Source organism: Psychrobacter sp. 5A.1 (assembly GCF_030407455.1).
Classification (GTDB): domain Bacteria; phylum Pseudomonadota; class Gammaproteobacteria; order Pseudomonadales; family Moraxellaceae; genus Psychrobacter.
The window spans coordinates 1-21,766 of sequence record NZ_JASDDJ010000040.1 but is presented as its reverse complement, the minus strand read 5'-3'; the positions used below and the strand labels follow the sequence as shown (position 1 = coordinate 21,766).

Here is a 21,766-nt window from a genome sequence, read left to right as displayed (position 1 = left end):
CCACCTTTTTATCAGCTTGTTTTATTGGCTTAGCTCGTCAGCATGCTCGCTTTTTTCGAGCATATTATTAATCGGCTTGGCCAATAACAATAATACGACTGCCGCGACAATCAAAAAGACCGTCATGGTGGTAAACAACGTGGGTAAACCTTCGATTTTGTCCGCCGAAACATGACCACCGAAGAACGCTGCAACCAAGTTACCCATGGCAATAGAGGCAAAGAACAGCCCCATCATCTGACCCTGCATGCCTTTTGGTGCAAGCTTTGTCATTGATGACAGACCTACTGGGCTGAGTGCTAACTCCCCGAGTGTTAAAAGAAATAAACTGCCTACCAACCATAGTGGTGATGCCAAGCCAGCGTTAGGCGCTAAGATGCTTTTTGAGGCAAAAATCATCAAGGCAAAACCTGCCGCTGCGAGCAACATACCAAGCGCAAATTTGGCCATACTGCTTGGTTCAAGACCTCGGTTACCAAGCTTGACCCAGATGATACTAACGATAGGCGCTAATATCAGAATAAATAGAGGGTTGAGCGACTGAAACCAAATACTAGGAATGTCAAAACCCAACACATTGAGATCGGTATAACGATCAGCAAACAAGTTAAAAGACGTTGGCTGCTGCTCAAAGCTTGACCAAAACAGCGTCGAGCCGATGATTAAGATAAAACAAATCAACAAACGCAGTTTATCGGTTTTATCCAACCGCGGTGAGATGAACATAATGGCAAAATACAAGATGACCACCGCAGCAATGATATAAGTCATATACTCTGCCACTATCTCAGGATTGAACGACACCATGCCTGAAGAAATTAATAGCACCGCAGCCACTAGCAAGGCGACAAAACCACCAACCCAGCGGCCGATGTTTTTATAATGGTCGTTGGCATACTCCCATTCAGGCACGATACCTTTGGCCTGTGCATAGCGCGTGAGGTTTTTTTGAGTAGCAAAACGGTATATGAGTAATGAAACCAGCATACCAAGACCACCAACACCAAAGCCGACATGCCACATGCCTTTTTCTTTAAACACCCCGACGATGAGTGCCGCCAATAGCGCGCCAATGTTGATACCCATATAAAACAAGGTAAATCCGCCATCACGTCGGACATCATCTTTAGTGTACAAAGCACCGACCATTACAGAGATACAAGTCTTAAATAAGCCTGAGCCTAAAACAATACATATCAAACCGACGAAAAACAACGTCATCCCAAACATGGCGGACAGCGCGATACATAAGTGACCAAAGGCGATAATAATACTACCCCACCACAATGCACGCTCTTGACCCAGCCAGTTATCAGCCAACCAACCACCTGGTACTGCCGCCAGATATAACGAACCCGCAAAAATACCATAGATAGCAGAAGCCGTTACCTCGTCAAAGCCAAAACCGCCGCTACTGACTGTCGCTACCATGAATAATACCAATAGCGGACGAATACTATAATAAGAGAATCGCTCCCACATCTCGGTAAAAAACAGTGAGCGTAATGGCTTAGGATGCCCCATAAAGCCATTGTCTAGTGCTTCCAATTCAGCCGTACTAGCCCCCGACTTTGATTCTGTACTCATAACTTTATTCCTTTAAAGACTATTTAATTATCGATGAAACCCCTGATTAATCCGATAAACGGTCATATAGGCGAAACATTGTTTCATCTGGTTATAAGCAAGTAAAGAAAAAGTTGGTCAAAAATTACACAAATACCCATAAAAAAACCCGCTCTCAATGAATGAGAACGAGCTTTTTTGTTAGGTCTCAAAGACGCTGCTAATGTACTTATAGCACTGTTGATAGAGACTTAATAATGGCGCTCATTGCAGAGTAACCTGTCACTATTTGGCCATTTGACTGACCATATCATGGCTTACTGTGCTGCTGCATCGCCAGCTTCTAGATCACCGTCTGCTTGCTCGGCAGTTAGATCAGCATCAGCAACTGCCGCTTGGCTCACAGTGCCTGAGGCAGTCGCTGTACCTGCTTCGGCAGTGACGACTGTACCATCTGCATCTGCTGCTGTAGCATCAGTTTCTTCTGCGGTTGCAGCGTCTGCATCAGCTGGAGCAGCTTCTTCGGTAGCACTGGCTTCTGCCTCATCTGCGGCAGCTGACGCTTCCGTCGTCTCAACAGTGATATGCTGTCCTGCTGGACGCAAAAATGCAGACACACCAATAAGTAAGACAATACCTAAAAACAAGGCAATGCCACCTAAAGCATATAACAGCTCTTTTTTCGGATTGTTATTGACGATACCTTCTGACATACCTTATCCACCTTGCACAAAATATTTGAAATATTGACCTATTATATCGCAATTTATACCGATTTGTGAAAACCCTTAAGTATTTAAGGGGTTTATTATCGACAATTTTGCCATTCGTTTTTATCATCATTTTCAAAATGACGACACGCCTTATTTCACCAAACGTACAGCCGTCTTCGGTTGTTTACCCAAATAACTCAATATCAGCAACAGAATCATTATGAACAAAATAGGATACTGACCAAAGCGCATGAATGGCGTATTACCAACCCGTGCCTGTATATCACCGCGCAATACGGTGCGCTCAAACTGCGGCGCACGCTCTACGATACGGCCCTTATGATCGATGATAGCCGTCACACCCGTGTTGGTCGCACGCATGAACCAACGACCATTCTCTAACGCGCGCATCTGTACCATTTGTAGATGCTGTAGCGGGCCTGCCGATGTGCCAAACCACGCATCGTTTGAAATGGTCAATAAAAAGTCCGTACCAATCGCGTTTTTGCGAGTGGTCTCTGGATACGCTACCTCATAACAGATGGCGGCGCCTAGATTATGACCACGCACACGCAGTGGTGACTGCTGATCACTCCCGCGACTATAGCTCATGATGTCTTGGCTACCCGCTAGATTAGGCAATATATCTAGCAACCCTTCAAACGGAATATACTCACCAAACGGCACCAAGCGCTGCTTTTTATACATGCCTTCCGCTTGTGCCCCTAAAGCAACCACACTGTTATAAAACGGTGGATATTTATCAGTACTGGCCTCAAACGCTGCTTCGTCCTTATATGGAATACCTGTCACCCACGTGGTATCAGTTTCTTTGGCCATTTTTACCATTTCAGTGATAAAGCCGACCGCTTCCGTTTGAAACATAGGAATCGACGACTCAGGCCACAGCACAATATCACGCCCCCACTCATCACGGGTCAGCGTTGCATAGATTTTTAGGGTTTCTATCTGATACTCGGTGAGCCACTTTAGGTCTTGCGGGATATTACCTTGGATTAAAGACACTGACAAATCAGGGGTGCCTTTTGGCTTGGTCCATTGCGGATTGATCAACCATAACGCACTGCTAATAACCAACAAGGCTATCGACGGAATCATATAGCCACCACGGCGACGAAATAGCTCAACGACGCTTGCCGCCAATAATACCGCCACAAAAGAAACCGCAAACACACCAGCCACAGGTGCCAATGAGGACAGCCAGTACTGCTCAGTAAAGGCATAGCCGACGAACAACCAAGGAAAACCAGTAAACAACCACGTCTTCATCCACTCTTGGAGTATCCAAAGGGCCGCAAAAGATAACGGCTGCTTTCCGACCACTCGATTAAAGATTAGTGCCAAAAAGCCATGAAACAAGCCCATACCTAGACCCATGAGCGCAATCATAATCAGTGCAAGCCATGCTGGCGTGTCGCCATAGACATGAATAGAAGTATATAACCAAAATGCGCCAACACACCAAAGCCCTGTACCATAAGCCTGACCAATGAAAAAGGCTCGGCGACCTGTCATTTCTGGTATCAACAACGCATATAAAATAGCAGGCGACACCAAAGCCACTGGCCATATGCCATAAGGTGCAAGTGCAAATATAAACATTGCCCCTGCCAGCAAAGCCATCAGTACCGCCAAACCCAGAGGCAAGCCTTTTGGCTTTTCTGGGTTCAAACGTTTTTGTAAATCAACAGTAGACAGACGCATAGCAGTTATCCAAAACCATATTTTCCAAAATTTTAAGCATCAGCAATCAGGTAAAAACCAAGCCAAACCTGACTGCATAATACTTTATGCAGAACCACAAATAAAACCCACCCATGATACCAGTCAAAATCTATGAGTGGGTAAATTTGCGTAGCGAAAGCCTCATGCTAAAGCAGCACTTCAATTCAAGCGTCCGTCATCTAATCGAGCTAAAAAGCAAAAGGCAGAACGCAAAAAACACGATTTTTCATCGTGTTTTTGATTAGGGCGTGTCTTCATTTCAAAAATGGAGATAAAAATGAAATAAATTGCCGTCAAATCAGAAAAATAGCGCAGATAATATCGGGATATTAACCAGCTATTTGACGATGTTTGGCAAGATTCAACTATTTTTAGCCTATTTAGAGGACTATCGAGCGCATTGAATACACGCCCTAAGGCGTGTTTGATATTCTGACCCACTGATTAGTAATCATAAGTCGATGGACAAGCTAGTGGCTACCGATCAATATCTGCTGGTCAGCATTGGTTTTGGTCAGCTCTAGATTTTGAATGAATCGCCCTTCGACATCGGTGATGGTAATTTGCCAATCATCTATCAACACGCTCTCGCCTTCTAGATCGCCGACGAAGCCAAGTGCTTGCATGACCAGACCGCCCATCGTATCGACGTCGGTATCATCAAAACGGCTACCAAGCTCATCATTACAGTCTTCTATCACTGTAGAGGCTTGGACGCGCCATGTATTTGGCTTTTCGGGATCGGCGACGATATTATTGATATCACTGTCTTCATCAAAGTCGTCGTGCTCATCGACGATGTCACCGACGATTTCCTCAAGCAAATCTTCCATAGTGACCACGCCGCCAAAGTTACCAAACTCATCGACGACGATTGCCATATGCACCTGCGTACGCTGTAGTGAGCGTAACAAGGTATCAGAACGCGCAGTCTCACTAATATACAGTGGCTGCCGCACCAAGTCTTTTAAACGTTTGCTGTCAATTCTGTCTTCTTGGTTGCGTACCATATGAACCAAAATAGGAATCAAGTCTTTTGCTAATAAAATACCGATGACTGCATCATCATCTTGGCTGTCAAAAACAGGGTAGCGCGAGTGGGTGGTCTCAAGAATGATATCCATCACTTCGGCAAGGCTGGTACTCTCGTGAATACCAATCACTTGCGGTCGCGGTGTCATGATTTCGCGCACTTGTGTCGCAGGCAGATCCAGCACGCCTTCTAACATATCGACCGTATCAGGTTCTAAGAACTGGCGCGAGTCTTGAACCAAACGAATCAATTCATCACGGGTTTCAGGGGCAGTCGATAGCCAGCGTTTTAAGCCGCGCATCGACCAGCTACTCGGGCTGGGAGTGTCGTCAGACATGGTGGTGTGGTTTAACCTCTTTAGTTAATGAAAATCAAAATAATAAGTAAATACAAACAGCAGGTAAAACGTAGATGGGGTTAAAAATAGTAAATAAAACAGATCTTTGATCTTTAGGGCATGTTGAACAGTCACAAATAATAAATAGACCCGACTAGGGCGTGTTGTCATTTTGGAAATGGTGATAAAAATGACAACACGCCCTAAATCAGCTTCACTTTATCGCATGGCTCACCGACATTCAACGACAAATTCACTCAAATTGTATTGTCAGTGCGTTATAAATTTTGCTATGGTCAAAGCCTTCATTTATCAAAACAAACGCTATGTCGCTACGCTCTTTTTTTTCTCGCTTACGCTCGTCATACTCACGCAGCCGTTCTACAAACAGCTGCCTTGCCAGTGATGGCGTAGAAGACTCTAACACCAAAACATCAGATCACAGACAGCCAACGTCTACGTGGCGGCATCGTCTTATGCAGTTTTTCATCGCCGTCACCTTGTTGTTATCAGCGGTGTGGTTATTACTAGCGATTTGGTATCAATACGGGGTGCGCTCAGTACTAACTTGGCTAGCAGGGATAATGATCGTTGGTGTGCTGACCGCATTGCTCAAAAGCCAATATTGGCCAAAAGGTGCTAAGCAATCAGATAGCCCGTTCTTAACGACTAAAGCAAACACTAGCAGCAAAACCATTACTAAACGACTGACTGCTGTATATGCTGCGATTTGGCTTGTAGGTCTGGGTTGGTTTTTTTCTATCGAACCCAAACAAGAGCGCGAATGGATGCCCGAGGTCAGTCAACGCCTCTCTTATGAGCGCGATACGAGCAATCCTGATTTGATCACCTTCACCAACGTCCGTAATTTTGATTGGCAAACTGAAGAAGACGCCACCGAACACTGGGATACTCGCACAATCGATATGTCCAAACTCTCTGGTGTCGATGTCATCAATTCCTACTGGATGGGGCCGCTAATCGCTCATACCTTGGTCAGCTTTCGCTTTGAAGATGATCGACCACTCTCCTTTTCATTTGAGATTCGTAAAGAAAAAGGCGAATCCTTTTCAGCGCTGGCAGGGTTTTTTCGACGTTATGAGCTGAGCCTGATTGCCGCTGAAGAGCGCGATATTATCTATACGCGCAGCAACGCGCGCGGTGAGCAGGTTTATCTATTCCCTATCAGTAATTTGCAACAGCATGAAATACAGTCGTTGTTTGAGTCCTACCTAACGGCGGCTGATGGGCTAAATGCTAAGCCTGCTTGGTACAATACATTGGTCAGCAACTGTACCAATATTATCTTTTATATGGCGCGTATTGTCAGCGGGGATCGTCTGCCGTGGGATTATCGCATTTGGGTCTCAGGCTGGCTGCCAAACTATCTATACGCTGTCGGCATGCTGGATGCCGCGCCTGAAAAGGAAAACCTGCCGTGGTCGATGGAGACATGGTACGAGCGTACCCATATCAACCCAAAGGTCAAAGGGTTTGATAATCAAGTGAATCTAGCGTCTGGTAACAATAGTCACGAGAACGGCCGCGAGTTCTCTGAGCAGATTCGTCAAGACATCCCTACCCCGCCATTGGCTGACTCACAACATAGCGCGGAAGCCAAAGCTAAGTCTACAGCTCAGGCTTCTGACTAAAAATAACTTGGCATTTATACAGGATTGATGAAGGTTGGCTAAGGGTTGACCCAATTAACCACCCGATCTTCCATTTCTTCATCAGACATGCCTATTTCAGAGACGCAGCGCCCCGCCACACCGACATTAACAGCGCGCATTTGTTGTTGCGTGGCCACCGCATCTTGGGTCAGTAATAAATGCCAGCTTGGCAAGTTTTGCCCTTTATACAATCGCTTGTAAGCGCAGTGCGATGGTAGCCACATCATCTGCGGCAGGTTGTCCATGGTCAATTGAATACAGTCAGGGACATGCTCTTGACGTGTCGCATAGTGACCACAATATCCCGTCTCACAATCCATCAGCTGGCAAGTGACATCGGTATATTCGACTAGCTCTTCATTCACATCGCCATTCTCATCTTCATCGATGTACTTAATTAAACAGCAACTCCCACAGCCATCACACAACGCTTCCCATTCGCTATGGTTCAATTCATCTAGCTTAAAGCGTTCCCAAAACTGTGGGCGCAATGTTTCAGACGCTTCATTTGATTCGCTATCAGAAAACAGGCTCACGATTGGTTTTGGGTCTGATTGCACCTGCGAAACAGTAATATTAGGTAAGTTGTCAGTGGATTTGTTCAACAAATTTATAGTCATAGCGTCGCAGTAGCATTTTGATAAAGAGCGTTACACTATTATAGCTGTTTTTGCTGATTATGGGCGTTAAGGTAGTACAAGTTAGAAAAACGAACTATTACAATGACAAATAAATAAAACTCACAACATAAAAAAGGACAATAATATGTCAATTAAAACATTTGAATTAATCAGCACTACCGAAAATGGCATTGAACTTATTAGCTATGTGGCATTGCCAGAAAACGCATCAGACGATAACTCAGTGCCAGGTATCTTAGTCGCACCAGAATGGTGGGGTGTGGTCGAGCATCCAAAATCAGTGGTCGAGCGCTTGGCTGAAGCAGGTTATGCAGCAGTAGCAATGGATGTCTATGGCGAAGGTAAATTGACCACCGATGCAGCACAAGCCAACATGTGGATGGAGCAAGTATTGGCTGATCAAGACATGCTGATGGCACGCTGCCGTTTGATTCTCAATGACTTCAGTGATCAATTGGCCGTTGATGGTGACAACTTAGCAGCCATTGGCTATTGCTTCGGCGGAAAAATCGTTTTAGATATGGCACGTGAAGGCATGCCATTGAAAGCGGTCGCCACGTTCCATGGCAATCCATCAGCAAAACAGCCAGCAGACAAAAACTTCACAGCAAAAGTTTTGGTCGCCCACGGCCGTGATGATTCGATGGTCTCAATGGATGCCATCGAAGGTCTAAAATCAGAGCTAGACGCCGCCGATGTGGACTACACTATCGATGTCTATGACAACGCCAAGCATGGATTTACCAACCCGCATGCTGATGAGCGTGCTGCCAAAAACGAAGTAGATCTTGGCTACAATGAAGCCGCTGCCAAACAAAGCTGGGAAAACATGCTTGAGTTTATGAAAGCTAACTTGGCATAAGCTATCATCACGAAAACAGATAAACGAAAAAATAAGGGTCGCTTACAACTTAAGCGGCCCTTATTTTTTAAGTCATTATCTATAAGTTATCTTTCAAATATAGTCAAAGAAGTCTAAAACAGATACAAGGCGGCCGACTGCAAATTGTACAAGTAGTACATTTAAGGAGGGTAACACAGTAGCAGTTTAGTCGTTCGCTGACTATAAGTCGCAAGGACAGTATTGTACTTCTCAGAAAATAACGTCATTATCACTGCATTATAAATTGTATTAAGTGATAAAGATGTTTTATATATTGAACCAGTTGGGCTGGCTGGCTTTTACCGCACTATTAATCGTTGTGGTTGTATTCTATGTCAGAATAAATCGACAGATTGGACAACTACGCCGTGATGTGGGCAAACTACAAATTCAGCTTAGAAACCAAAGAAACAGTAATGCCAGACGCTCATCTGTTCAACCAACTGACAACTTTATCTCTAGTAATAATCATGTAATAGCAGACAGCGCTGTTGACACTGCTAAACTGAATACAACCGATGAAACAAATGCCACCGTGCATGCATGGCCACCATCACGCCCAACGACGCCTCAGTCTAGCCTACAAGACAATGCAGTATCCAGCACTTCTACTACTGGCATGAACGAAACGTTGAGCGTCATAAAAAGTAAAACGCCCATCACATCTATTCAACCGGATGAGCGTTCGCTACCTATCGTCACCTCACTATTCCACTCGGTTAAAAACTGGTTTTTCGGTGGCAATTTAGTGGTGCGGGTCGGTGTATTGGTACTACTGGTGGGCGTGGTGCTACTACTGCGCTTACTGAGTGACTATATTGAGATTCCGATTGCCTTTAAGCTCATGGCGATAGGGGTCGCAGGATTAGGATTGGCGGGATTAGGGTTGAAATTAACCGCCAAACGCTTTTCTTATGGTATTACTTTACAAGGCGCAGGATTAGCCATTGCATATTTGAGCACCTTTTTTGCATATAGCGTTTATGAAATCATTCCGAGTTTACCGAGCTTTATCGGACTTGGGTTATTGTCCGCTATTACCATTGCGCTCGCCGTCCGTCAGAACGCTTTTCCTTTAGCCTTACTGTCATTATCTGGCGGCTTCTTTGCGCCGATTTTGACCAGTGATGATACTGGCAGCTTGGTCGCCTTGTTCAGTTATTATCTATTATTGAACGTCACGATTGCCGTCATCGCTCATTATCGCCCGTGGAAGATATTGAATTTATTCGGTGTGACAGTAACCTTTGGCTTGGCCTACTACTGGGGCATCAGTGAGAACTTAACCGCCATCATTGAGACACAGCGCTGGTCATTGGTATTACTGGTTGCCCTACATTTAATGTTGTATCTCTTTATGGTGATTCGCTATGCACAACAAATCATTGCCTATAACACGCTCAATGAAGAAGATCTCAGCCATACCGATAGCGCAGATAATATAGAGCATTTAAATGAAGTCCATGTAGGCAATAGCACGTATTTATTCCCCATTGATACCGGCTTATTGTTTTCAGTACCGCTACTGGCTTTCGGCTTATTTTCTGCTTTATTAGAAGATATTCCTCATGCTTTGACCATGACCAGTGCGGTTTTAGGCACGGTTTACCTTGGTTTAGGCTGGCTATTTATCCAACGTAGTCAGCGATATGCCTTAATTACTGAAGGTATGTTGGCGTTAGGGTTTGGATTTTTGGCCTTAGTGATTCCGTTGGCACTCGATGCAGAGTGGATTGCTTTTGGCTGGTCCGTACAAGGATTGGCCTTGGCATGGTTTGGACGACGCTCACTGCGTGCATGGTCGGTATTATTCGGTGTGCTATTGCAGCTCATCAGTGTCGTCATGTTGATGGCGACCATCGTATTCTCTAGCAATGATTATCCAATTTTAGCCTTAAGTATTTCAGCGATTGCTTATCTAGCCATCGTATTTATCTTGCGCGCTAGCAACTCGCCAGCCATATTAAACGACCTCTTGGATGTCAAATTAAGTGCAAACTCAGACAGTCATTTAGTACATGCTAAAGAAAAAAACACCACATCAGACTCAATCACGACATACGCCAGTGCATTGGGTATCAGTGACCACGCCGCGCAGCAGTGGCTGACCTCAGTCAATAGCCAAAGCAAAGTGTTTGGCCTCGTTTGGCGCAGTCCTAGATTGATATGGTGTCTGACCTTGACGGCTGTGGTATGGATGCTGCAAGTCCTAGTACTTGATGTGAGTCATTGGTTTGAGGTTTGGCAGCTCGATACGATGACGATTGCATTGGCTGCACTGGTCAGTCTTGCTATCTATTGGAGTATCAACCGCTATCAGCCATGGGCAGAAACCAAACAGCTAAGTCATGGATTGCTACTCCTGTTTTATCTGATGTTAGTACTGCAACTACCACAGAAGTTTGAGCTGAATCTATTATGGTCAACAGCAGAATGGCTGGTATTTGCCAGTTTATTTATTGGCTGGCTCACTATTGGACAACTGTGGTTAAAGTTCTGGCACGACGATGCCAGTCTATCGCGCTATGATGGTGCGAGTTGGCTCGGCGCTGGCATTTTAGTCATCGCGGCGGCGGCACATTATGGTCTGCCCGCCTCTGCTGGCGTGATGGCTATTTTAATACCAACCATTTTAATACTAGCAGGATTGTGGTGCAGTTATCGTTATGGCAATCCTCGTCAAATAGACACATCAATCAGTGAAAATTCAACGCATGGATTACTGTACTGGTTTGATTGGCAACAGGCATTATTGAGCTGCGCAGCTATCTTTGCACCGATTGCTTTAAGTTGGGTCATCATTACCAACTGGTCTTATGATGGTGTGATTTGGGACATGTCCTATTTCCCACTGTTGAACCTATATGATATGACCTCAGGATTAGCGCTATTGGTTGGTTTTAGCGTTTATTACCTAAATCGACAGCACAACCATCTGCTAGAGCATTCAAATCCTGATATCAGTACTCATACCCAGAAAACCTCTGCCGCTCATAATTTACTGATTATTTTAGGACTGATCAGTTTTTGGTTAATCTCCAGCATGTTGGTCAGAACGCTTCATGCCTTTATTGACACACCATTATGGAACAGTGCTCAGGGCGGCGCGTGGCAGAGTGAGCAAGTGCAGACTGGACTGACCATGTTGTGGACACTTTTGGCATTGGTCGCCACTATCATCGCTAGCCGCTACTGGCAGCGTGCGCTTTGGTTTATGGGTATCGGGCTATTGGGTGTCGTCGTCCTCAAACTGGTCTTAGTCGATTTGTCACAGACTGAAGCGATTTGGCGGGTGATATCCTTCCTTGGCGCGGGTAGTTTGATTCTGCTCATTGGTTATTTGGCTCCACTACCACCCGCAGACGACGAGGTAGATGAGGTAAAGGATAAGACGTAATCACGACTTCACATAGTGGTTAATAGTGGTTAAGTGAAATTTAGCGGTTAAGTGAAATTGTGGCGTGAGCAATGTGGTTCTGTAGTAAACTGAGCACCATTAGAAAGTAAACGTTGATAGTTTTACTTTTAGCATTTTTTATAAAAGGTTATGAAAGCAGATGGATAAGAGAGCAAGTATTCAGTGGTTCCCTGGGCATATGAACAAAGCCCGTAACGAAATCAAAGAAATCATGCCACAGATGGATTTGGTCATCGAGGTCATCGATGCGCGTATCCCTTATAGTAGTGAAAACCCAATGGTCGCAGCACTGCGCGGTGAAAAACCTGTCATCAAAATCCTGAACAAAGCTGATCTTGCCGATCCAGAGTTGACCCAAATATGGATGGATTATCTTGAGCAACAAAGCGGTGTAAGAGCCATTGCTTGCGATACCGAGAAGGCCAACGATGTAAAACGCATCATCGCCATCTGCAAACAACTCGTTCCGAATAAAGTCGGTACAGGTCGTCAAATCAAAGCCATGATTATGGGTATTCCAAACGTTGGTAAATCAACGTTGATTAACACCTTAGCAGGGCGCGCTGTCGCAAGAACAGGTGATGAACCTGCCGTGACCAAATCGCAGCAGCTGATTAAGCTGGACGATGATATCATGCTCTATGACACGCCTGGTATGCTATGGCCAAAGGTCGAAAACGAAAACTCTGGCTATCGTCTCGCAGCGACTGGCGGTATTCGTGATACGGCTTTTGACTTCGCTGATGTGGCCAGCTATACCGCTGAGTACTTAATGCATGCTTATCCTGAGCTGCTAAAAACCCGCTATAAAATTGAAGAACTACCAAAGACTGATTGGGAGTTTTTTGAAGTCGCTGGACGCAATCGCGGCTGTGTACGTTCGGGCAATCAAGTCGATACGTACCGCATGTCTGAGATTCTAGTTAACGAGCTACGTAGTGCGAAACTTGGACGTATTACGCTTGAGACACCAGCCATGACTGAAGCTGAAGAAATTGTGGTCGCTAAACAGCGCATCGCAGCCGAAGAGAAAAAGAAAGCTAAAGAAGAAGAGAAACGCTTACGTCGTTTGAAAACACGGAAGAATCGTAAATAAATCTCATAAAAAATATCGGCTACCATGAACCCATTGATTCCATCGGCTAAAACCATCCAAATCTATCTACCAAAAGGCAATCCTCGCGGGTTGCGCTTGGCAGAGATGACTACGCGTACCGTGCGCCTTATTGAGATTCCACGTATCCATATCAATGATTTTTTTGCGATGCCCGATGCTAATCAAGTGGGCTTGTATTTCTTGATTGGTGAAACAGAAAGCACGGAAAAACCTTTGCTTTATGTTGGGCAAACTGGTGACCTTAAAAGGCGTCTTAACCAGCATGATGATAAGGACTTTTGGACACGGGCTTTTGTCATGCTATCGACCAACAACTCAATGACTCAAACCCATGCGCTGTATATGGAGCATAAAGCTATCGCCACTGCCCTTGAAGTTGGGCGCTATGAGCTAAAAAATGGTAATAGTGGTAATAAGCCGCATACACCCGACCCATTAAAAGCTGACTGCGAAGAGTTATTTCACACCCTTGATGTTTTGCTATCAACTTTGGGGCAACCTATTTTTGAATCGATTAGCATCAGCTCAGTCGATAACTCTCAAACTAAAACTGTTCCTCTTACTATTGTCGAACCTACTAAGAAAAATGAAGCATTCTCATTGCAAGCTATTGGTCTAAATAAAGAACCTATACTTTTTTACTGCAAGGTAAAGAATGCAAATGCTCAAGGTTTTTATGATGATGATGGCTTTGTAGTCTTAGCAGGTTCTTTGGTACGCAAGCAACACACCCCTTCATTAAGTCAATGGGCGCTTAATAAAAAAGAGGAAATGCTTAGCGATGATAAGTTAGTTGAACATAATAATGAGTCTTATAAGTTGGTAGAAGATCTATTGTTTAAAACACCAAGTGGTGCAGCACAAATAGTCACTGGTCGTCCTACTAATGGTTGGGTAGAATGGAAAGATTGTGACGGACGAACTCTAAGCGATACTTATCGTTAACTAATAAGCTTTATATCTGCCATATCAAACCTCATATAATATTTAATTTAATGACTTCCTATCACTGTTTTACCAACATATTACTGATATAAGAGCCTATGACCCAGCTAACTGCCAACTCTACCTCTTCTGAAACTAACTTTAGCCACTCTTCCACATCCCTAAACTCCTTCGCCCCACGCCTCCTAGATTGGTTTGCCGAAAACGGTCGCCATGATCTGCCTTGGCAACAGCACCAGACCGATACGCCAAATCCTTATATCGTTTGGTTATCCGAAGTGATGCTACAGCAAACACAAGTGACCACTGTGCTGCCCTATTTTGCACGTTTTATGGCGTCGTTTCCGACCGTGCAGGATTTGGCAGCCGCAGACTGGGATACCGTGGCAGAGCATTGGGCAGGGCTTGGCTACTATGCACGCGCGCGTAATTTGCATAAAGGTGCCAAGCAGTTGGTCGAAGTAATAGCTGAGACGGGCGAGTTTCCGCAGACACTCGCAGGATGGGAAGCGATTTCAGGGGTCGGGCCGTCGACCGCTGGTGCAATTATGGCCATGGGACTGCACCATTATGGCGTCATCTGTGATGGCAATGTCAAACGAGTCATCACACGTTGGGCAGCGATTGATGGTGATATCACCAAGTCTGCTACGACTAAAGAGCTGTGGGCATTGGCAGAGCACCTGACACCGACAGAGAACTCAGGACTATTTGCGCAAGCGATGATGGATATGGGTGCGACATTATGTACCCGTAGCAAGCCTGCCTGTCTGTTATGTCCATTAAAAGAAGACTGCCTAGCCCATGCGCAAGGGCGCGAGACTGATTATCCCGTCAAAGCAAAAAAACAGCCCAAACCCAGTAAATTTAGTAATGCGTTATTGGTTAAAGACACGAATGGCGATATTTTATGGTTACAGCGCCCTGATAATGGTATTTGGGGTGGATTGTGGAGCTTACCTTTGCAGTTCGTAAAGAAAATTGAGGGTAAAGTGAGTGGCAGCATTGCGAAAAAAGCAGAAGCTAGCGATGATAAACCGTCAGATGTGCCAAATGACGTACGTAGCAATGAAAAAGTATATGAGGCAGAATTTACCACTGCTGAGCAAATCATCAATGAGTGGCTGACAAAAAATAAATTAGTAGCAACGCCTATCAGAAAAACCTTATTAGATGATGCTCCTATTAAACATTCACTGACACACTTTCACTGGTATTTGACACCGCAATCAGTAACTCTGAATACTAAGCAAACTGCCGAAATCACCAAAGCACTGCAAGCTGCCGATATTAATATTAACTGGTTAAATGCTGACGATGCTCAAGCAACACTTGGATTGCCACGGGCGATGGTTAAGATTTTAGAATAATCTTATAAGCTATATTTCCACATCAATCATGCTCAAACCAGCTGATTAAACAACTATCTCGCATGCCATAAAAAAAGCGATTCACTATCAATAGTGAATCGCTTTTTTTATGATTATAACTAAGATATAGCAGACTAGGACTTCGGCACACGTAAGCGCATCAAGCCTTCTTGTTGTACCGTGGCAACCAGCTTACCATCTTGCCAAAACTGTCCGTGGTTTAGCCCTTTCGCATTGGATGTCGTGTCACTCCACATGTCGTACAGCATCCATTCGTTCAAATCAAAATCACGGTGGAAATGCATTGAGTGATCGATGCTCGCCGCTTGTAGACCACTGGTCATAAAGCTGACGCCATGCGACATGAGTCCCGTGCCAACCAAGTAAAAGTCCGACGAAAATGCCAATAGCGCTTGCTGAATCGCCACTGGCTGATTGCCCAATTCACGAATACGTAGCCAGTTTGCCTGCTTGGGTTTCATAGGTTCTGGATTGATCGGATTACGGGGTTTGACTGGTTTAATCTCCACATGACGGCGACGCATAAATCTTGCTTTTAATGCTTCGGGCACCTTTCCAACATTCTCTTCTTTTAAATCTTGTTCGGTCAGCAAATCTTCTGGTGGCGGATAGACCGGCATGTCTTCTTGATATTCAAGCCCTTCTTCCATCGGTGAAAACGAGGCAATCATCGAAAATATCACTTGCTCAACAGGCGGCTTGCCACGTACTTCTTTGTATTGAATGGCCGTGACTTCGCGGGCAGACAAGCTGCGACCATCACGCAATCGACGTACTTGGTATATCACTGGCTGGTTGATATCGCCGCCGCGCAAAAAATACCCATGCAGTGAGTGACAAGGTTTGTCTTTATCTAATGTATGCGCCGCCGCCATAATCGCTTGGGCGAGCACCTGTCCACCAAATATACGACTGCCCACATAGTCATGGCTTTTACCCTCAAAAACATCGGGGGTAACTTCAATAAGCGCGATGGTAGCCAGCAGCTCATCAATCAGTTGTAGATTATCGGACATGACGATATGTTTCCTTATTTTTATCAAAAACGCTCAGCATCTGATGGTATTGATACCCTATAGCCATCATATTTGACTGTAAAATAATGCGAGATTACTTGCTAATATCCATTAAAAAAAAACCTTAAAATAAATATACGGACATCACTAGGGCCTGTCCTCATTTTAAAAATGGTGATAAAAATGCGATAAATGGCAGCCAAACAAGCAAATTTGTACAGGTAATATCAAGATATCAGCAAGCTACTTGACGCAGGTTGGCAAAGATTGAGCCGTTTGTAGCCCATGTAGTGTTTAGGGTTCAGCTTGAGGACACACCCTAATACTGTTATCACCGACCATTTACTTTCAAAAGAAAAGGTAAACATCTTACCCAATATCGATGGCTTTGACTAGGGTCTGTCCTCATTTCAAAAATGGAGATTAAAATGAGATAAATTGCCATCAAACGAGAAAAATAGCATAGATAATATCGAGATATTGACCAGCTATTTGACGATGTTTGGCAAAGCTTAACCATTTTTAGCCCAGTTAAATGACAGTCGTTTGAATTGAGGACATGCCCTAGTTACTGTCGGCTTACTCGTATGTATTGCTTATCTGCTTTGACCAGATAAATAGCAATCAGTGAGGGTCTGCTGAACACTCTCAGCCATAAAAAAACGAGATGTATCATAACATCTCGTTTTTGATAATTATCTCAATAATTATGGCTTGACTGCTACTAGCACGCGAATAGAATCCGGCACTAATGACAGGTTACTAAGTGCTTGCTCACCTTGAGTTTTAAGCTGCTCTAAACGCTCAATCTCTGCAGGACGTACGTTTGGATTGATGGTCTGTAGATGTTTTAGACGTTTGATTTCGCGTGACCACTGTTGGCTAAAGCGGCTACTTGCTTGCTCACCAATCTCAGCTATCTGCTGACGCGCAATCTCTTCAGCTTCATAATAGCGCTGCTCAATCACATCGCCGCGCACTTTAATCACTTGGCGAGCACGGTTTTTGTCCAAACGCTCAATGTGCGGCATGATCATCTCAGCGCTGATACGGGCGGACAAATCACTACCCTGCTCACTGATAAACACACGGATATTTTGCGTGGTCAATGTCGCTGGTAAATTCAGTAGTCTTGGTGCGATCGCTTCTACGCGGAAATTCACTTCTAGCAGTACCATTCCTTGCGGGACGGCAGCACTCTTAAGCATGGCAACTGTGGTATTACCAAAGGTGCTGGTACTCGCCAGCTCATAGATAGCACGCATCAATGGATGCTCGTGCGTGATAAATTCGATGTCTTCACGCTGCAGCGCTTGATCACGCTCAAAGGTCAACGTCATGCCGTCTTCATCACCCAGTGGCAAGCCATCGATATAATCACTAATCTCGGTGCTGTCAATCGGTGCGATGACCCACGAGCCATCACGCTGAATGTTGTGATCGATATTAGCAGAGGCAAAGAAACGCTCGATGAAGTGCGGCAGCAAGTTATTGCCATCGAAGTCACGCATGGCATCAGCGATACGACCTGCGACACGCGGACGGCATGAGTTATACTCTAGCAGACGATCGCGACCAGCTTGTAGCTGTGCTTCTAGCCCCAAACGTGTTTTTAGCGCTTCTGCGATGACGTCTTGTAAGATGGCTTTATTTTCAGCAGTATCAGCGCCTTCAAGCATGGGCTTTAGCTCTTGGATATACTGCTCTTGCACGCTCTGTGCCGTTGGCGATATCTGATTGAACATATTCAACGCATCGTTATACCACTGATACAAACGCTCTTGCGCCGTACCCTGAACATAAGGCACATGTAGCATGATTTGTTGCGTCTGACCGATACGATCTAGACGACCAATACGCTGCTCCAAAGTATCTGGATTCGCAGGTAAATCCCATAGAATCAGTTGGCTTGCAAACTGGAAGTTACGACCTTCTGAACCAATTTCTGAGCATAGTAGTATCTGTGCGCCTTCACTGTCTGCAAAGAATGCGGCGGCTTGGTCACGCTCAAGCAAAGTCATTTGCTCAGTAAAGACAGCTGTCTTAATACCTGCGTGCAGACGTAATACCGCTTCTAAACTTTCAACCGTCGCGCCACTACGGGCGATCAATAGCACTTTTTGATGCTTGAGCTCGCCTCGTAGAATATCAATCAACCAAGACACACGTGGGTCATCTTCTAGCCAGCCACCATCAGGTTGATTTTCTTCGCCCCACAGTTGCTCGCGCAGTTTGCCATTGGTTTGATAGCTGTCTTTCCATGCCTCAGGCAATGGCAGTGGATACGGCTGGCTGCTACGACCATAAAACCCTTTGACACTCTCACGGGTATTGCGGAACAAGATACGACCAGTACCATGACGATCTAATAGCTCGTTGAGGGCATGCGTCCGCAATTTATCATCTTCATTGATTGAAGACAGCTCATCGATACTAATGTCTAATAAGCTACTCAAAGCAGCTATTTGACCTTCACTTAATGGTTTCTCTTCTATCAACACACCAGCAACTGTAGCAGTCTCAGCAAAGGCGGCTTGGCCATCGATAAACTCATCTAAATCATCAAAACGATCTGGATCAAGCAGACGCAGACGGGCAAAGTGACTCTGAGCGCCGAGCTGCTCTGGCGTTGCCGTTAGTAGCATCACGCCTGGCGTTTCTTCTGCAAAATCTGCAATCAAGTCATATTTATCATTGCCGCCTTGAGCCTCATCCCAATGCAGATGATGCGCCTCATCAACGACCAACAAATCAAACCCTGCATCCATCGCTTGATCATACAAATCTGGGTGATCGAGCAATAGATCCATACCCGCGATGATACATTGCTCAGTGGCAAAGACGTTTTGTTCAGGATCATGCTCTTTGATAGCGGCAGCGCGTACCAAATCAAACAAGGCAAAGTTTAGATTAAAGCGACGACGCAGCTCAATCATCCACTGGTATTGCAGACTGTCTGGCACCAAAATGAGCACACGCTCAGCCTTACCCGTTAGCAGCTGCTGATGAATAATCATACCCGCTTCAATGGTTTTGCCAAGGCCCACTTCGTCAGCCAACAGTACACGCGGCGCGATACGCTTGCCGACTTCATGCGCGATATATAGCTGATGCTCGATGATATCGACACGTGCGCCCATTAGACCTTTGAGCGGATGACCCGCCAGCGCTGATTGCATACGCAAGATATCTTGGCGCAGCTCATACCAGTCACCGCGCTCAATACGACCCGCAAGCAGACGCTCAAGCGGCTTGGCCAATGTGATATTGGCAGCAAGACGCGTCTCCATGATGCCGCGCTCGTGCTCATCGACACCATATTTGAGCACACCCATCACTTCGTCGACTGCATTGACCGTGTAGCTTTTGCCGTCTTGATCGTAGATGCTATCGCCAACCTTAAACACCACGCGCGATAGTGGCGCAGAGTTTTTTGCGTAGACGCGTGTCTCTTCACTTTGTGGAAATAAAATATGCACACATCGATCATCTACATCGATGACCACACCCAAGCCAAGCTCAGACTCCGTATCAGATAAATAACGTTGACCAACGGCGAATTCAGTACTGTGCAATGAAGCGATAGAGATAGTCATAGGGCGATGTCTTTTGTACTCAGGTAGTAAGAAATTAGAGAGATAACAATGGTGGCTAGTAACAACTGCAAAGCGTATTCACACCGTAAAATGTCAAAAAAACACAAACGAAGTGCCAAAACACGAATCAAGCCAGCCGTTTAGCCCACCATTATATAACGTTAGCGGGTAGATGAGTGCGTTAAGTTGACTTTTCAAGAGCAGATTCATACAAGATTGTGTCAACGCCAAGCATAAGTTGGTCATATAAAACAATAAGATAACGACTCGCAAGTATAGAAAAAACATTTACATCGTAAAATTGTTTCTATACTGTTTCTTTATGAGGAAAGATGTGTTTTTCGCTAGATCAATTATTCATATTTATCATTAGAAATAATATTTAGCAGCCTAACATCTACAACCAGCATTATTCACGACTGCACGAAAATTGCTATTAGCCTCTGTGCTTTCTCTACCCAAAAATACTGCTGATGGTATTTTCGTAGTTTATATGATTCAAGGATGAATACCTTTATGAGTGCCTCCAAAAAAGTTGGATTTTTCAACCAAGTCAGTACCCAAGTGACCGTTATTTTGTTTCTTGCCTTTGCCGTTGTTGTCGCAGTTGTGGTTTACATTGTCGAAAAAGAAGGCTATGAAAAAATCAGACTTGAGTCTGGAAAACTGGTGGCTCAACGAGGCAATACCGCCGTCAATAGTATCTCATCAGATGTCAATCGCGTGATGCGTAGTGCGTTGCAGTTACAGCAAAGTGCCCAAACTCTGCCACTACAAGAGGGTATTTTACAAACCAGTACGGCCAACGCTTTTGACAAGCGAGATTATAGTTTATTAGGCAGTGGTGGTATTTGGCCTGATAATGGTGCGCTTGGTGAAGGTGCGGCCACTCATCCGTTTTTGATGGTTCGCCAAGAAGGTGACTACCGAGCCATACTAACGGATCCAAATCCTGCTAATCCTTATTATAAAGAAGACTGGTTTAATAGAGTAAAAGCACTCAAGCCTGATGGCTGTATATGGGCCGACGTAAGTCCAACTCAGACCAAAGGTGAGCTGGCGATGAGTTGCGGTGTTGCTATTGAACGCGACAATAAGTTTTGGGGTGTGAGCACCGTCAACTTTACGCTCAATCAGCTACAAGAAAACATCGTCAAGCTGAGTGAAAGCTCTGGCTCGGGTTATATTTTGCTGGTTGATAATAGTAATAAGGTTATCGCCTCATCCAATCCTGAGCGCCTAAATTATATCGATGAAGACACTGGTACACCGCTTGATATTAAACAAGTCATTGAATCAGATCCTGCTTGGCAACCTATCTTGGATTTTTTAGATGCTCAGCATAGCGACATTATCAAACAAGTTGCCGAAAAAATCTCTCCTGAAGCACGACAAATCATTGCGACACTTGATCAAACAGAAACAACCGCTGTTAGTAGTTCTGAACTTATCAACTATGCCGCTTATGTGAATGCCAATGAAAACCATCAAAGTACGATGGACAGTCGCTTATTGCAAAGCTTCGAGTTAACCAATGACAGCTATTATAATGGTAGCCAAGCGTATGTTTTCCAGATTCCTGAAACCTATTGGAAACTCATCGTGGTATAGTCGATCCACAATAAAACTAGTACAACCCATATCATAGAACAGTTTAGGTAAATTATTCTCCATCCAGCCTTGTCGTAGAA

General features: G+C 44.8%; 14 protein-coding genes. 7 read left to right on the top strand and 7 right to left on the bottom strand.

Going from position 1 to position 21,766, the window contains the following annotated elements; all coding sequences use genetic code 11:
- Window positions 1-21: 21 nt before the first annotated feature.
- From QL982_RS09695 to QL982_RS09680, 4 genes are all read right to left on the bottom strand, one after another.
- On the bottom strand, window positions 22-1,587 hold the full coding sequence (locus tag QL982_RS09695; RefSeq protein WP_290163381.1) for a peptide MFS transporter: 1,566 nt from the start codon (window positions 1,585-1,587) through the stop codon (window positions 22-24).
- Between the two features lie 296 nt (window positions 1,588-1,883).
- Complete coding sequence (locus tag QL982_RS09690; RefSeq protein ID WP_290163382.1) at window positions 1,884-2,279, bottom strand: hypothetical protein; 396 nt, start codon at window positions 2,277-2,279, stop codon at window positions 1,884-1,886.
- 150 nt (window positions 2,280-2,429) lie between these two features.
- Window positions 2,430-4,004, bottom strand: a complete 1,575-nt coding sequence (gene lnt, locus QL982_RS09685) for an apolipoprotein N-acyltransferase (protein WP_290163383.1) — start codon at window positions 4,002-4,004, stop codon at window positions 2,430-2,432.
- A 491-nt stretch (window positions 4,005-4,495) separates the two neighbouring features.
- The gene (locus QL982_RS09680) at window positions 4,496-5,395 is read right to left on the bottom strand and encodes a CBS domain-containing protein (protein WP_290163385.1); all 900 of its coding nucleotides are present in this window, start codon (window positions 5,393-5,395) and stop codon (window positions 4,496-4,498) included.
- 326 nt (window positions 5,396-5,721) lie between these two features.
- On the opposite strand from QL982_RS09680, the gene QL982_RS09675 reads away from it, so the two are divergent.
- Window positions 5,722-7,047 carry a DUF4105 domain-containing protein gene (locus QL982_RS09675; RefSeq protein WP_290163387.1) on the top strand — a complete coding sequence of 442 codons (1,326 nt, stop codon included), beginning with the start codon at window positions 5,722-5,724 and terminating at the stop codon, window positions 7,045-7,047.
- A gap of 38 nt (window positions 7,048-7,085) precedes the next feature.
- On the opposite strand, the gene QL982_RS09670 is transcribed toward QL982_RS09675, so the two are convergent.
- On the bottom strand, window positions 7,086-7,688 hold the full coding sequence (locus QL982_RS09670; protein ID WP_290163388.1) for a YcgN family cysteine cluster protein: 603 nt from the start codon (window positions 7,686-7,688) through the stop codon (window positions 7,086-7,088).
- A gap of 145 nt (window positions 7,689-7,833) precedes the next feature.
- On the opposite strand from QL982_RS09670, the gene QL982_RS09665 reads away from it, so the two are divergent.
- The 5 genes from QL982_RS09665 (at window position 7,834) to mutY (ending at window position 15,442) form a co-directional block, all read left to right on the top strand.
- Window positions 7,834-8,571 (top strand): dienelactone hydrolase family protein, encoded by a 738-nt coding sequence (locus QL982_RS09665; protein ID WP_197102053.1) that lies wholly within the window; start codon window positions 7,834-7,836, stop codon window positions 8,569-8,571.
- Between the two features lie 283 nt (window positions 8,572-8,854).
- Window positions 8,855-11,989, top strand: coding sequence for a DUF2339 domain-containing protein (locus tag QL982_RS09660; protein ID WP_290190290.1), 3,135 nt, complete (start codon window positions 8,855-8,857; stop codon window positions 11,987-11,989).
- A 160-nt stretch (window positions 11,990-12,149) separates the two neighbouring features.
- Window positions 12,150-13,106, top strand: a complete 957-nt coding sequence (ylqF, locus tag QL982_RS09655; RefSeq protein WP_290163395.1) for a ribosome biogenesis GTPase YlqF — start codon at window positions 12,150-12,152, stop codon at window positions 13,104-13,106.
- Between the two features lie 24 nt (window positions 13,107-13,130).
- A complete protein-coding gene (locus QL982_RS09650) occupies window positions 13,131-14,072 on the top strand; it encodes a GIY-YIG nuclease family protein (protein WP_290163398.1) in 942 nt (313 codons plus the stop codon).
- 98 nt (window positions 14,073-14,170) lie between these two features.
- Window positions 14,171-15,442, top strand: coding sequence for an A/G-specific adenine glycosylase (gene mutY / locus QL982_RS09645; RefSeq protein WP_290163401.1), 1,272 nt, complete (start codon window positions 14,171-14,173; stop codon window positions 15,440-15,442).
- 134 nt (window positions 15,443-15,576) lie between these two features.
- Here mutY and QL982_RS09640 read toward each other — a convergent pair whose 3' ends face one another.
- Window positions 15,577-16,479, bottom strand: a complete 903-nt coding sequence (locus tag QL982_RS09640; RefSeq protein ID WP_290163404.1) for an acyl-CoA thioesterase II — start codon at window positions 16,477-16,479, stop codon at window positions 15,577-15,579.
- A gap of 707 nt (window positions 16,480-17,186) precedes the next feature.
- Window positions 17,187-20,075: an RNA polymerase-associated protein RapA gene (gene rapA / locus QL982_RS09635; RefSeq protein WP_290163406.1), complete on the bottom strand. Its 2,889-nt coding sequence runs from the start codon at window positions 20,073-20,075 to the stop codon at window positions 17,187-17,189.
- Window positions 20,076-20,591: 516 nt separating this feature from the next.
- Here rapA and QL982_RS09630 point away from each other — a divergent pair.
- Window positions 20,592-21,686, top strand: coding sequence for a cache domain-containing protein (locus QL982_RS09630; protein ID WP_290190289.1), 1,095 nt, complete (start codon window positions 20,592-20,594; stop codon window positions 21,684-21,686).
- Window positions 21,687-21,766: the final 80 nt, after the last annotated feature.

Coding starts and splice junctions, on each gene's coding strand:
- QL982_RS09695 (WP_290163381.1), bottom strand. CDS start 1,587: ATGAGTACAGAATCAAAGTCGGGGGCTAGTACGGCTGAATTGGAAGCA.
- QL982_RS09690 (WP_290163382.1), bottom strand. CDS start 2,279: ATGTCAGAAGGTATCGTCAATAACAATCCGAAAAAAGAGCTGTTATAT.
- lnt (WP_290163383.1), bottom strand. CDS start 4,004: ATGCGTCTGTCTACTGTTGATTTACAAAAACGTTTGAACCCAGAAAAG.
- QL982_RS09680 (WP_290163385.1), bottom strand. CDS start 5,395: ATGTCTGACGACACTCCCAGCCCGAGTAGCTGGTCGATGCGCGGCTTA.
- QL982_RS09675 (WP_290163387.1), top strand. CDS start 5,722: ATGTCGCTACGCTCTTTTTTTTCTCGCTTACGCTCGTCATACTCACGC.
- QL982_RS09670 (WP_290163388.1), bottom strand. CDS start 7,688: ATGACTATAAATTTGTTGAACAAATCCACTGACAACTTACCTAATATT.
- QL982_RS09665 (WP_197102053.1), top strand. CDS start 7,834: ATGTCAATTAAAACATTTGAATTAATCAGCACTACCGAAAATGGCATT.
- QL982_RS09660 (WP_290190290.1), top strand. CDS start 8,855: ATGTTTTATATATTGAACCAGTTGGGCTGGCTGGCTTTTACCGCACTA.
- ylqF (WP_290163395.1), top strand. CDS start 12,150: ATGGATAAGAGAGCAAGTATTCAGTGGTTCCCTGGGCATATGAACAAA.
- QL982_RS09650 (WP_290163398.1), top strand. CDS start 13,131: ATGAACCCATTGATTCCATCGGCTAAAACCATCCAAATCTATCTACCA.
- mutY (WP_290163401.1), top strand. CDS start 14,171: ATGACCCAGCTAACTGCCAACTCTACCTCTTCTGAAACTAACTTTAGC.
- QL982_RS09640 (WP_290163404.1), bottom strand. CDS start 16,479: ATGTCCGATAATCTACAACTGATTGATGAGCTGCTGGCTACCATCGCG.
- rapA (WP_290163406.1), bottom strand. CDS start 20,075: ATGACTATCTCTATCGCTTCATTGCACAGTACTGAATTCGCCGTTGGT.
- QL982_RS09630 (WP_290190289.1), top strand. CDS start 20,592: ATGAGTGCCTCCAAAAAAGTTGGATTTTTCAACCAAGTCAGTACCCAA.